Origin of the sequence: uncultured Holdemanella sp. (assembly GCF_934772795.1) — a bacterium.
Classification (GTDB): Bacteria; Bacillota_I; Bacilli_A; order Erysipelotrichales; family Erysipelotrichaceae; genus Holdemanella.
The window spans coordinates 1-13,334 of sequence record NZ_CAKVMR010000057.1 but is presented as its reverse complement, the minus strand read 5'-3'; the positions used below and the strand labels follow the sequence as shown (position 1 = coordinate 13,334).

Here is a 13,334-nt window from a genome sequence, read left to right as displayed (position 1 = left end):
AATGTAGTAGCAATACTACAATTTTCGTCGTGCTTTCAAATAAAAAATACCATCCAGACAATAGTATCCGGATGGTTCGTCATCTCTTAACTTAATAACATTGCGCAAACACGTTTTTTGCTTATTTATGAATAATTTCTTCCGCACGATTTAGTGCAGCACTGATATTCGGTTGGAAGTTTTCTTTACCAACAAGCTCAATAAAGCCGGCCTTTTCCATGACCTTCATTGGTTGATCATTCACATGTGAGAATACAATCGTGATGCCTTTGGATTCGCAGACTTGAACTAAGTCTTTTAAGGCATTTAGTGCCGTACTATCTAGTGCAGGAACACTACGCATACGAAGAACTAGACATGTTGTAAAATCTTTGACGGCAATTTCTTCAATCACACTAGCAGCGCCAAAGAATAATGGTCCTGATATTTCATATACACGAATCTGAAGTGGAAGCTTTTGAAGATGCTCATCTACATCTGGTGTATCATCATCTACATATGTCCATCCATTGACTTTTGTTTCTTCACTCATACGTTTAATAAATAACAAACATGCCAATACCATACCCACTTCAATAGCGACAACCAAATCAAAGATAACAGTTAACACAAATGAAGTGACAAGCACAATAACATCACTTTTAGGTGCTGTTTTAACTAAGTTTAAAAAGGTACGCCATTGGCACATATTGTATGCAACAATAAATAGAATCGATGCAATTGTAGGCATCGGAATCATTCCGGCATATGGCATCAACACAACTAATACAATCACCAATGTGATAGAGTGCACCATACCGGCAATTGGTGTTCTTCCACCATTTTTAATATTGGCTGCCGTTCTTGCGATAGCCCCTGTGGCAGGAATTCCTCCAAATAATGCAGATGCGATATTTCCAGCACCTTGCGCAACAAGTTCCATATCCGAACGGTGTTTTCCATTGATCATACCATCGGCAACAACACAAGAAAGTAAGGATTCAATGGCAGCTAATACAGCTATGGTTAGTGCATTTGGAAGTGCATTTTGGATGATATTCAATGATAAACCTGGAAAATGTAAAGTTGGTAATGCGTTACTGATTGTATAAAGATTTCCAATTGTATTTACCTTTAATGGTAATAATTGAACCATTGCTATTCCGGCAATAACGGCTAAAAGTGAGCCTGGAATTCTTTTAAAAATGTATGGAGAAATAATCAATATAGCTAGACAAACAATTCCAACAAGTACGGCATCCATATTGATTGTCGAAAAATTATTTAATACGGCCTCAAATTTTTCAACAGTTTCAATGGGTTTCACTCCGGTTGGATAGGTCAATCCAAAGAAATCTTTTAATTGACCAATCACAATCGTAACGGCAATACCAGAAGTAAAACCTGTTGTGATAGTGAATGGAATAAATTTGATTAGACTTCCAAAATGACAAAGCCCCATCAAAATCAAAAAGATACCCGCAAGAATAGTGGCGACAATAAGTCCATCCATTCCATCATGAGCTACAATCCCTGCAACAATAGTCGCAAAAGCAGCGGTTGGCCCTGCAATTTGGACACTACTTCCGCCTAATGCTGAAATGACAAAACCTGCCACAATGGCAGTAAAGATTCCGGCTTCCGGTCCAACACCTGAAGCAAGTGCCAATGCAATCGATAGTGGCAACGCGATAATAGCTACAATAATTCCAGCCGTTACATCTTTGAAAAACTGAGACTTATCATAGCTTTTAAGTGATGAAAGTAACATCGGTTTCAGTGAATTCGTTTGTTAATATCCCTCTCTTTTTAACAACCTTTACAGTATACCATAATTTAAGTATTTTTAAGGAATTTTCTATACTAGTATTTGATATACTGAATATATAACACTAAATTTCAGGAGAATACTATATGAAAAAAAAGACTAAAATTATAATTTTAATCTCAGTATGCATTTTGATTGCCGTTATCGGTATTTATTTCTTGTTTCCAAAGGGATCAAGCAATCAAAACATCTATGTTCAAAAAGTTTCTACAATCATTGGATCTTCCTATACGGAAAATCGTTATTCAGGTGTTGTAGAATCCTCAGAAACGGTTGATATTAATCAAGATGGAAACAAATCCATTACAGACATGTATGTAGAAGCAGGGCAAAAAGTAAGTAAGGGAGATAAATTATTTTCTTATGATACAACAGAAGCCGCGAATTCGATTGCCCAAAAGAAATTGGATATAGAAGCTCAAAATAATGAAATCCAAGCGCAGAATAATACCATCGCCGATTATAAGGCTGAACTAAATAAGGGTGCAGATAAAGTCGAGATTCAGGCACGAATCAACGATGCAAGTTATGCGATTCGCCAGGCTCAAAATACAATCAAAGCTACACAGACTGAAATCGATCAGTTGAATAAACAAATTGAAAATTCTACTGTTGTTTCAACTATTGATGGAATTATTAAAGAAGTCAATAGAGATGGTGGAACGGATGAAAGTGGAAACCAAAAGCCATTAATATCCATTACGCAAACTACAGATTTTAGAGTGAAAGGCGCTATTAGTGAAATGGGCACCATTTCTGAAGGGACAAGTGTTATTGTAAGAAGTCGTATAAATGAAGATCAAATTTATAAAGGTACAGTTACCAAAGTGGAAACAGACCCTCAATCCAATTCGAACAATAACTTTTATGGAAATGATTCAAATGAATCTGCATCCAAATATCCTTTCTATGTCTCTTTAGAAAACAATAAAGGATTAATGCTAGGACAACACGTCTATATTGAAGTGGATAACGGTCAATCCTCTAAGAAAAAAGGAATTTGGCTCGATGCTAGTTTTATTGTTTCAGATGACAATGGCAACTCTTATGTATGGGTATCAGAAAGAGGTAAATTAAAGAAAAGAAAAGTAGAGCTTGGTAAAACGGATGAAGAAACATTTACCACAAAAATCAAGTCAGGACTTAGTGAAGATGACTATATCGCATGGGCCGATGATACATATAAGGAAGGTATGAAGACAACGACTGAATACCAAACGGAAACGGATGGTGATGCGAATGCTTCTTAATCTTAAAAATATTTATAAAAATTATGGAAAAGAACCATTGATCGTTCCTGTTTTAAAAGATGTAAGTCTTGAAATATCGCAAGGTGACTATGTTGCGATTATGGGACCTAGTGGTTCTGGTAAAACAACACTGATGAATATCATTGGATGTTTGGATCGAGCTACCAAAGGAACCTATCTATTTGAAGATGAAGATATTTCTGAAATGAGTGATGATGCATTAAGTGATCTTCGTTTAAATAAGATTGGCTTTGTCTTTCAAAACTTCAATTTATTAAGTTCAGAAACGGCTCAAGAAAATGTAGCTTTACCCTTAATTTATGCAGGAATCAATAAAGAAGAAAGAAATCATAGGGCTGATGTTGTATTAAGTAAAGTTGGTTTAGCAGATCGTACAACTTTTAAACCAAGCCAATTGTCAGGTGGACAAAAACAACGTGTTGCGATTGCCCGTGCCCTAATCAATCATCCTAGAATTCTACTTGCCGATGAGCCTACAGGTGCATTAGATCAGGCAAGTGGAAAACAAGTTATGGAATTATTTAAATCCTTAAATGATGAGGGTGTCACAATCATCATGATTACGCATGATGCCAATGTGGCAAGTCATGCAAAAAAAATTCTTCATATCATTGATGGAGAAATCATTGAAAATAAACAAGGAGGTGTACTATGAAACCTTCTATAAAAAAAGGAATTATTATTACTTCTGTATGTGCATTTGCCTTGGTTGGAATCAAGTTTTACTTAAGCTCATCCAATACGATTGAAGTTCATTCTGTATCCAGTTTAAATACAGGCTATTGGGATAATCCATCCACTTCAACAGGGCTTGTATCTAATAGTGATACACAATCGGTTTTATATGATTCTTCTAAAACAATCACACAAGTCTTTGTCAAAGATGGTCAACAAGTGAGTGTAGGAGATCCTTTATTGTCATATGACCTGACTACACTACAAAGTGCTGTAGATACAAGTCAATTGGAAGTGGAAAAAGCACAAAATGCGATTACACTTGCCAATCACGAGTTAAAAAAATTATTAAATACAACACCGGTTCCAGATGTTACGCCTGAACCAGATATACCAGATCCTACTCCAGCTCCATTACCGGATATTCCAAATCAAGATGGAAATGGTTTGTATCCTTATATTCTTTCTTTATCCCAAGCTGAAAAGAATTTTACAAACTATAAGATCTATTATGCAGATACAGAAAGTGAAGCTCCTGAAAAAGGGCCTCATGAAGATGATTCTTTATGGAAAGAAGAAAGAGTTAAAAAAACATCAGATCATACATGTTGGTATTGGATTGAATATACATATATAGATGGTTCAAACAATGTGTATGATTCAAAAGATGTTGTAGAGTATTATAGTGATCAACAACAAATTCCTTCTGAAAATATTTCTATAGTTGGAACGAAACAAAATCCTTATGTATTCAATTTGAGTGAAGCCCAAGGTTTTGTCTATGGAAAACTATTTTTAGACAATGCGAATCTAAACCAATACTTACGATTCGATGTGTATACAAATGATGGTGACCTTAGCTCTTCATGGCTTGTTCGTTGTGATAAGTTTGCCGCTAAACAATCCATGAATGAAGGCGATATGTATTCGGTGATTTCGCACACAAAAGAAGAACAGAAATATGTGGAAGTAGAACAAAAACCAAGTCAAGATATCCCACCGGGTTATACAGAAATTGAACTTGCAAAAGCTATTCGTGATAAAAAACAGGAACTGAAAACTTTAGATTTAGACTTAAGAAAAGCCCAGCTTTCTTTAAGTGAAAATAAAGCTTTATTAAATGATGGTGTCATTCGTGCAAAACGAAATGGTGTCGTTCGAAATGTCAAAAAAGCATCGGATTCTTTACAAGATGGAAATACCTTCTTAGAAGTTGCCGGTGGACAAGGAGCTTATATTAAAGGAAACATCAGTGAATTGATGTTAGATCAAGTTAAAGTTGGCGATACCATTTCTGCCTATTGTTGGACAAATGGGGAAACATTTGATGCCAAAATTCAAAGCATCGATACTGTACCTTCTTCAAGCAGTAACTACAATGGTTCAGGAAATCCGAATGTGAGCTACTATGGGTTTGAAGCCTATGCCAAAGAAGCATCAAAAATACAAGCTGGTGAATATTTGGAATTAACTTTCAATTCGAATACAGATACAACGAGTTCGATTTGGCTTTCTAAGGCTTATGTCAAACAAGAAGGAAATAAGTACTATGTACTTAAAGACAATCATGGAAGATTGAAGAAGCAATATGTCACTGTTGGAAAAATCGTATGGGGCGATACGATGGAAATTAAAGATGGGCTTTCAGATACGGATTATATTGCGTTTGCGTATAGTAAAAACGCAAAAGAAGGCGTTAAGACACAAAAATCTTCGGAGGATGCATCATGATTGAAAACATAAGATTATCATTTCGAGGTATTTTTGCGCACAAAATGCGATCCTTTTTAACAATGCTTGGAATCATCATTGGCATTGCCTCCATCATTGCGATTGTTTCTACAATTAAGGGAACAAATGATCAGATTGAAAAGAATCTAATTGGTTCAGGAAATAACACGGTAAAAGTTGCGTTATATCAAGAAGATTGGGAATACTCTTTTGATTCTGGTATTCCTAATGGAGTTCCAACCGTTTCAAAAGATACACTTGAATCTTTAAAAAATATCGATCACGTAGAAGGCGCTACCCTGTATCGTTCTAGACAAAGTTATCAAGCAATCTTTCGTAATAATACATCTTTGGATGGTGGATACATTGTAGGTATTCACCAAGACTACTTCTCTATTGCCGGACTAACGATCAAACAAGGAAGAGGCATTACAGAAGACGATAATAAAAACTTCAGACAAGTTGCCGTCTTAGATGAAACAAGCGCAAAGCTTCTATTTGGCGAAGATGATCCAATCGGTAAAACGATTGAGATTTCTTCAACACCATTCACAATTGTTGGTGTATGTGCGTATAAAGAAACTTTTGAGCCTACAATGGACAGCATTGATGATTATTATACATACAATCAGTCTACGGGTTCAAAAGTATATGTTCCTAGCGAATCTTGGCCATTATTCTATCAATTTGATGAACCGCAAAGCGCATTATTGAAGGTGGATGCCACTTCAAATATGACTAGTGTTGGAAAAGAAGCAGCTAGTGTATTAAATACATATGTCTCTTCTTCAAGTGTTCAATACAAAGCACAAGACTTATTGAAGCAGGCAAAAGATATTCAAAATCTTTCGAAGTCCACAAATGCCATGTTGATCTGGATTGCCGGTATTTCTTTACTCGTTGGTGGTATTGGTGTTATGAACATCATGTTAGTAACAGTAACAGAAAGAACGAAAGAAATTGGCCTTAAAAAAGCCATTGGTGCTAAGAAAAAAGCCATTCTATTCCAATTCTTAACGGAAGCGGTAGTACTTACTTCCATTGGAGGTATTGTAGGTGTATTAACAGGGATTGGTCTAGCTAAATTAATATCAATATTCAATAGTACCCCTGTATCCATTAGTATTCCTGCCATGATATTATCCGTCTTATTCTCTATGGCAATCGGTATTATTTTTGGATTACTACCTAGCTATAAGGCTGCAAATCTTGATCCAATTGAAGCTTTAAGACATGAATAAAAGCTGTAACGACAAAATTCGTTGCAGCCTTTTTTTAACTCAATATGGCGTCCCAGATAGGAGTCGAACCTACGACCTTTCGCTTAGGAGCTGACCCTGTATTTTGTCCGCTTGATATCGTGAAGTGTTAATTGTGCCGTAAATACGGCATTTTTAGCACTTTTTTGATTCTTCATTTTTGTCCGTTTTGTGCTAATAAATGGGTTCGAATGATGGTTCGGATGACGTCATCCGAACCCCTCTAATTAGCAAAATATTAGCAAAAAAGTTCGGATACGCGTAGGTCATCCGAACACTTTTCCCCCATTTTTGGGTGCGTTTGACGTGCATTCGAACCCTACGGCACGGAGCCCGAAAAAATTTGGAGCCCCCGACAGCATCCGAACCGTTCGGATGCTCTTTTGGATGCCTACTTTGCCCCAAATACACTCTTCTGTAGTCTAAAACATGGGTTATGGAAAGAAAATTATTACAATTTTGATGAATAAAGCTTACTATGCTATAGTTTCTTTAAAGAAACTCTTTATTAAAATCATTCAAATATAAAAAGATTGGAGAAAACATGAACAATGAAATTATTAAATTTGTAAATGGTGATTTACAGCTGGATGTTACAGTATCACCAGATAATGAAACAGTATGGTTAAATCGTAATCAACTTGCACAATTATTTGACAGAGACGTTAAAACCATTGGTAAACATATTAACAATGCTTTAAAAGAAGAATTAGATGATTCAACTGTCGCAAAATTTGCGACAGTTCAAACTGAAGGAAACAGAAAAATACAAAGATCTATTGAATACTATAATTTGGATATGATTATTTCTGTCGGCTATCGTGTGAAATCTCAAAACGGTGTAATCTTTCGTAAATGGGCAACTTCTATATTGAAGAATTACATGATGAAGGGATATGCAATAAATGAGAAAAGGATTGAAGTATTAAACAAGACTGTTTCCATTCAATCTAGGATGCTTGCTTCTACTTTAGGTATTGAAGAAAAAGAAGTATTGAACGTGGTTGAAGCATATTCAAATGCATTGTCATTACTAGATGATTATGATCATGGATGTATTTCAAAACCTAAAGGTAAGGATTCAATTTATCGATTGACTTATGAAGAGTGCAGAACTCTTATTGATTCTATGAAATATAGTGGATTTTCTGATGTATTTGGTGTTGAAAAAGAACCAGGCAAATTGAATGGAATTATTGCAGCTGTATATCAAAATGTCTTTGGACAAGAAATCTATCCAAGCATTGAAGAAAAGGCAGCTAATCTACTGTACTTTCTAGTCAAAGATCATCCTTTTGTAGATGGTTGTAAACGCATAGGGGCTTCTATATTCCTTGAATTTTTAAATAAGAATAAACATCTCATTATCGATGGAAAGCAAATTATTTCAGACAGTGCACTTGTTGCCATTACTTTAATGATTGCAGAATCCAGACCTGAAGAAAAAGAAACAATGGTCAAACTAGTAATGAATTTCTTAAAAATGTAAGTTATTAAAAAATAAGTGAAGTAAGCATAATTTTCAGCAGATTACTTCACTTATTTCGATTTTAGCGAAATGAATTATTAATTTAATTGAATTTAGTTAAATTTTTCGTTATAATTTAATTAAATTAGAAAAGTAGAAAGGAGAAAATATGTTAAGCGTTGAATTAAATGATTTAATTAAACAAATTATTAGTACGAAAGCTGAATCCCAAACAATTGAAGTGAAAGCTGCTCATGGCGGAACGCCAAAGCGCTTATATGACACGCTTTCAAGCTTTTCCAATCAAGATGGTGGTGGAATTATTGTATTTGGGCTTGATGAAGCACAAGATTTTAAACCTGTTGGGGTATACGATTTACAAGATCTTCAAAAGAAAGTAACAGAACAATGTAATCAAATGAGTCCTCAGGTTCGCGCTATTTTCACCATTACGGAATATGAAGGTGTTAATATCTGCAGTGCAGAAATACCCGCTGTTGATATAACAAATCGTCCTTGTTATTATGCAGGAGCAGGAAAAGTAAAAGGATCTTATGTCCGTGTTGGTGATGCAGATTTGCCAATGACAGACTATGAAATTTATAATTTTGAGTCTTTTAAAGCCCATGTTCATGACGATGAAAGACCAATTGAACGTGCTAGTTTGTCTTTATTAAGAGAAACTGATATTAATAATTTTATTCTACAAATGAAGATAAATCGTCCTGGTTTTTCAAAATTATCTGAAGAACAAATCTATGAATTGTTATCCATTACACGCAATACCATTCCTACATTGGCTTCTGTTTTAAACTTTGGAATTTATCCACAAGGATTACTTCCCCAATTAGCTATTACTGCAATTGTTGTTCCTGGTAAGACAATTGGTGATATTACAGAGGACGGAATTCGTTTCTTAGATAACAAAAGGATTGAAGGCACTTTATCCGAAATGCTAGATGAAGCTATAGCCTTTTGCAAAAGAAACATGAAAGTTCAAACCATCATTAATCCAAATAGCGGAAAAAGAGAAGATCGAGTGGAATATCCAATGAATGCCATAAGAGAAACGATTCTAAATGCTTTAATTCATCGCGATTATAGTATTTATACAGAGGGGACGCCCATTCAAATTTGTTTCTTCACTGACCGTTTAGAAATTCACAGTCCTGGAAGTCTATATGGAAGAATGACCGTAAATGATCTAGGAAAAGCTAGACCGGATCTTAGAAATCCTGCACTTGCAACAATGTCTGAATTCTTATTGAAAACAGAAAACAGATATTCCGGAATCCCAACAATTCGTAGAGAAATGAAAGAGTATGGATTGCCTGACCCTGTATTTGAAAATAAAAGAAATGAGTTCGTTGTTACGTTATACAACAAGCAAAAAGCTGAAACTAAGGGTACTGATGAAAATAATGATTTAATTTCTTTTTGTAAAACACCGAAGTCAAGAAAAGAAATTGCTGAACATTTGGGCATACAAACAATCGCTTTTGTTACAAAAGAATACATCCAACCCTTAGTTGATGCAGGAAAACTAACACTAACAATTCCAGACAAGCCTAAAAGTAAAAATCAAAAATACTATTCTAAATAAAATCGTGTTCTCCTTTTTACATACCAGTTAACCACTGGATATGTAGAAAGGAGGTTTTTTATGCGTAAATGTAAAGTAATTGCAGTCACAAACCAAAAAGGTGGCGTTGGTAAAACAACGACTACTGAGAATGTGTCCATTGGATTAGTACGACAGGGATTGGATGTATTGATTGTAGATTTTGATCCTCAGGGTGATCTGACAAGTTGCTTAGGTTGGAAAAACAATGATGCTTTAGAACATTCTGTATCTTCTATGCTGGACGATTATATAAATGACAATGATATTGATTATGATTCTTTGATTTTGCATCATGAAGAAGATGTAGATTTGATTCCGGCAAACATTGAATTGGCCGATTTTGAAATGCGTTTAGTCAGTGTCATTAACCGGGAACAGACATTAAGTAATTGTATTGAACCATTAAGAGATAAATACGATTACATCTTTATTGATTGTCCACCTTCTCTTGGTATGCTTACCGTCAATGCGTTGTCTGCTGCAGATGAAGTACTGATTCCCGTACAGACGCAGTATCTGCCAGCTAAAGGAATGACGAAATTGTTACAGACTGTTAATAAAGTGCAGCGTAAGATCAACAGTAACTTAAAGATTACTGGCATTGTTATGACACTTGCTGATCTAAACACCAACATTACCAAAAGCACGATTGATACAATTCGTGAAAGCTTTGGAAAGAACATTCGTGTATTTGATACGATCATTCCAAAAGCTACGAAAGCCAGTGAAGCTTCTATTTCTGGTAAAAGTATCTATGCGTATGCCAAGGATTCAAAAGTAGCTGTCGCCTATGATAATCTGACAAAAGAATTGGTAAAAAGTCCAAAAGTAAAACATAAAGATGAATTGAGTCGTTAGGAGAAACAGAATGAAAAACAATCATGTGGAATTATTTGGAACTTTGACAAGAGATATTGAAGTATCCAAGAATGGAAAAGGAAATACTTTTGTGAAGTTCTCTTTAGCTTGTTTACGAGATGGAAAGAAATCATGGACAGATTATATTAACTGTATTGCCTTTGGTGATATGGCAAATGATATCTGTAAACATGGTGATAAAGATACAGGATTCTGTATTGTAGGAAATCTTCGTACAAGTTCTTATGAAAAAGATGGTAAAAAGCAGTATTCAACCAATGTTGTTGTAGAATCTTTTGAATTGTTAAATGACTAGAATCAAGCGATGTCCCTATTGTCATGCTACAGCACATGTGTTAATTGACTGGGATAGTAAGAAAATCAATGGCTATTATGGTCAATATGTTACATGTACATTGTGTTCTGCTAGAACACAAACCAAACAAAATGCAGATCAAGCTATTGAAGAATGGAATCATCAAACAATGAAAAATACGATACAACTCACTCTATTTTAAAGGAGGTGGCATATTTGCCAAAACTAGATTTAGGATTGCCTAGCTATGACTCTTTATTTTCTACTGAAAAAGAAAGGCAAGAAGCTAATAGCGAAAAAGTAATGACAATCCCCATAGATAAAATTACAGATTTTAAAGAACATCCCTTCCATGTAACAATGGATGAGGATATGGCAAAGCTAATTGATTCGATTAAAGAAAACGATATGCTGATGCCTGCATTAGTTCGTCCAAAAAAAGATGGAACGTATGAAATGATTTCCGGTCACAGGCGCAAATTTGCCTTGTCACAGCTAGGAAGAAAAGAAATGAATGTTATCATTCGAGATTTGGATGATGACCAGGCAACGATTTTAATGGTCGATTCCAATATTCAACGAGAAAACATTTATCCTAGTGAACGTGGTTATGCCTACAAAATGCGATTAGAAGCCATGAAACATCAAGGTAAAAAAGTAGATATAGATATTAATGATATTCCGATTGAATATGATAAGGCTACTTCCGCCCAAGTTGGGCGGAAGCCAGAGTCAGCAGATATTCTTGGAGAACAATTAGGAATTAGTAGAAATCAAATCAAAAGATTTATTCGCTTAACCTATCTGATTGAACCATTACAGGAAATGGTAGATGGACGACATGAAAATGAAATCAAGATTGCATTTAACCCTGCTGTTGAGCTTTCATATTTAACAGAATCTGAACAGTATGATCTAGCCAATGCGATTATTGAAAATCAAAGAACACCGTCACTTGCTCAATGTCAGGAATTCAAGCGGTTGAGTCATGATGGCGAACTCACTACAGAATTCATTGAAGATACTTTATCTGAAGAAAAACCGAACCAAAGAGAAAAGCTATCTTTTCAAATGAAGGAAATCGATAAATATTTTCCCAAGGACTTTACACCAGGCAAGAAAAAGGATCTTATGATTCACTTGCTAGAAAACTGGGCAAAGAAAAGATCACGAGAACAGGAACGGTAGTTGAAGATGCAACTGCTTTTTTTCTACTTGTGATTGTTACCAAACTGTTGGAGGGGCAGTTTGTCTTTGCACCAAGACGTGTGACTGTGACCTCCCCTAAAACCCCTCCTACCTACCGAAACAATCTTTATTACCTACCGAAAAAGAAAAAATGTTGTTATTTAGTAAGTAGTAGAAATATTTGTATCTAGGTAATTATTTAGAAGAACTTGTATTTTAAAGATAGTAGAAATTATCAGTGAATATAATTGGAGGTTAAGCCAATGAAGACAAAGTTAATTGCGTTCTGTGTTTCAAGTGTACTTATTGGTACTGGAATTGTTTTCAACATGAACCAGGATGTATCTGTTCCAACAGTGGAAAAGTTTATGGAAGATACTTCTTTAAGTGTTAGTAAACATGAAGCTATAGTTAGTGAACATGAAAATGTTGGCAAAGATGAGAAAACAGGTGCTGGAGATACAATGAAGAAACCTGAATCCAAGGAAGAAAAACAGAAAGAAAAAGTTATGGGCAAAAGTGAATTCAAAACAACAAGTGTTTCTTCGGAAGGTAAAAGGCAAAATTCCAAGAAAGAAAGTTCTACTAAGAGTTCTTCTGGTTCAGACCAAAAATCTTCAACTTCAAACAGTTCCAATACATCAGATAAATCAAAAAAAGATGTTGTAAGTCAACCTATTGAAAAGCCTACTGAATCCAAACAAGAACCTGTAGTAGAATCTACACCTACTCCAGAACTAGCAAAGCCATGTTATGCTTGTCCTGGTGGAGTCAATCCAGATGTAAGTTGTGATGTGATTATGGATACGAACTTTTACTATGCAACTTATAGTTCACAGGCTGAAGCAGAGGTGGGCGGAATGTATTACCTGGATGAAGTAATGTACATCGGTGATATTGAAATTACAAACTATTCTGTTCAACCAGTATATCGAAATGATCACAGCATTGCTTATTATGGATTAAATCTTTGGAGCAATGGAAGTTTGATTCAATAAAAAAGGTTTATAAGAAAAACTCATTTAAATTGTATCTTATTAGTAAAAATGATATATTATAAATCTCAAGTTTTACAGTAAAAGTGCTAAATAAAGCATATTTATGCGATATTTAGCACTTTTTGTGTGTACAGTATTT

Annotated in this window: 12 protein-coding genes; 11 read left to right on the top strand and 1 reads right to left on the bottom strand. The window is 35.0% G+C overall.

The window, feature by feature from the left end; genetic code table 11:
• Positions 1-121: 121 nt before the first annotated feature.
• The gene (locus Q0F04_RS09490) at positions 122-1,750 is read right to left on the bottom strand and encodes a SulP family inorganic anion transporter (protein WP_295752707.1); all 1,629 of its coding nucleotides are present in this window, start codon (positions 1,748-1,750) and stop codon (positions 122-124) included.
• A 143-nt stretch (positions 1,751-1,893) separates the two neighbouring features.
• Here Q0F04_RS09490 and Q0F04_RS09485 point away from each other — a divergent pair, with 143 nt between their 5' ends.
• The 11 genes from Q0F04_RS09485 to Q0F04_RS09435 all read left to right on the top strand — a co-directional run bounded on the left by Q0F04_RS09485 (position 1,894) and on the right by Q0F04_RS09435 (position 13,195).
• Positions 1,894-3,057 carry an efflux RND transporter periplasmic adaptor subunit gene (locus Q0F04_RS09485; RefSeq protein ID WP_295752705.1) on the top strand — a complete coding sequence of 388 codons (1,164 nt, stop codon included), beginning with the start codon at positions 1,894-1,896 and terminating at the stop codon, positions 3,055-3,057.
• On the top strand, positions 3,047-3,733 hold the full coding sequence (locus Q0F04_RS09480; RefSeq protein WP_295752703.1) for an ABC transporter ATP-binding protein: 687 nt from the start codon (positions 3,047-3,049) through the stop codon (positions 3,731-3,733). Before Q0F04_RS09485 ends, Q0F04_RS09480 begins: the two co-directional genes overlap by 11 nt.
• Positions 3,730-5,484 carry a biotin/lipoyl-binding protein gene (locus Q0F04_RS09475; protein WP_295752701.1) on the top strand — a complete coding sequence of 585 codons (1,755 nt, stop codon included), beginning with the start codon at positions 3,730-3,732 and terminating at the stop codon, positions 5,482-5,484. The genes Q0F04_RS09480 and Q0F04_RS09475 overlap by 4 nt, the downstream gene beginning before the upstream one ends.
• The gene (locus tag Q0F04_RS09470; RefSeq protein ID WP_295752699.1) at positions 5,481-6,725 is read left to right on the top strand and encodes an ABC transporter permease; all 1,245 of its coding nucleotides are present in this window, start codon (positions 5,481-5,483) and stop codon (positions 6,723-6,725) included. The genes Q0F04_RS09475 and Q0F04_RS09470 overlap by 4 nt, the downstream gene beginning before the upstream one ends.
• A 562-nt stretch (positions 6,726-7,287) precedes the next feature.
• The gene (gene rhuM, locus Q0F04_RS09465) at positions 7,288-8,232 is read left to right on the top strand and encodes a RhuM family protein (protein WP_288522964.1); all 945 of its coding nucleotides are present in this window, start codon (positions 7,288-7,290) and stop codon (positions 8,230-8,232) included.
• A gap of 148 nt (positions 8,233-8,380) precedes the next feature.
• The gene (locus Q0F04_RS09460; RefSeq protein WP_288522963.1) at positions 8,381-9,814 is read left to right on the top strand and encodes an ATP-binding protein; all 1,434 of its coding nucleotides are present in this window, start codon (positions 8,381-8,383) and stop codon (positions 9,812-9,814) included.
• 60 nt (positions 9,815-9,874) lie between these two features.
• Complete coding sequence (locus Q0F04_RS09455; RefSeq protein ID WP_295752696.1) at positions 9,875-10,693, top strand: AAA family ATPase; 819 nt, start codon at positions 9,875-9,877, stop codon at positions 10,691-10,693.
• A gap of 10 nt (positions 10,694-10,703) precedes the next feature.
• Complete coding sequence (locus Q0F04_RS09450; protein ID WP_295752694.1) at positions 10,704-11,009, top strand: single-stranded DNA-binding protein; 306 nt, start codon at positions 10,704-10,706, stop codon at positions 11,007-11,009.
• Complete coding sequence (locus tag Q0F04_RS09445; RefSeq protein WP_295752693.1) at positions 11,002-11,211, top strand: Lar family restriction alleviation protein; 210 nt, start codon at positions 11,002-11,004, stop codon at positions 11,209-11,211. The genes Q0F04_RS09450 and Q0F04_RS09445 overlap by 8 nt, the downstream gene beginning before the upstream one ends.
• A 5-nt stretch (positions 11,212-11,216) precedes the next feature.
• The gene (locus Q0F04_RS09440) at positions 11,217-12,197 is read left to right on the top strand and encodes a ParB/RepB/Spo0J family partition protein (protein ID WP_295752710.1); all 981 of its coding nucleotides are present in this window, start codon (positions 11,217-11,219) and stop codon (positions 12,195-12,197) included.
• Between the two features lie 263 nt (positions 12,198-12,460).
• Complete coding sequence (locus tag Q0F04_RS09435; protein WP_295752691.1) at positions 12,461-13,195, top strand: hypothetical protein; 735 nt, start codon at positions 12,461-12,463, stop codon at positions 13,193-13,195.
• Positions 13,196-13,334 lie beyond the last annotated feature (139 nt).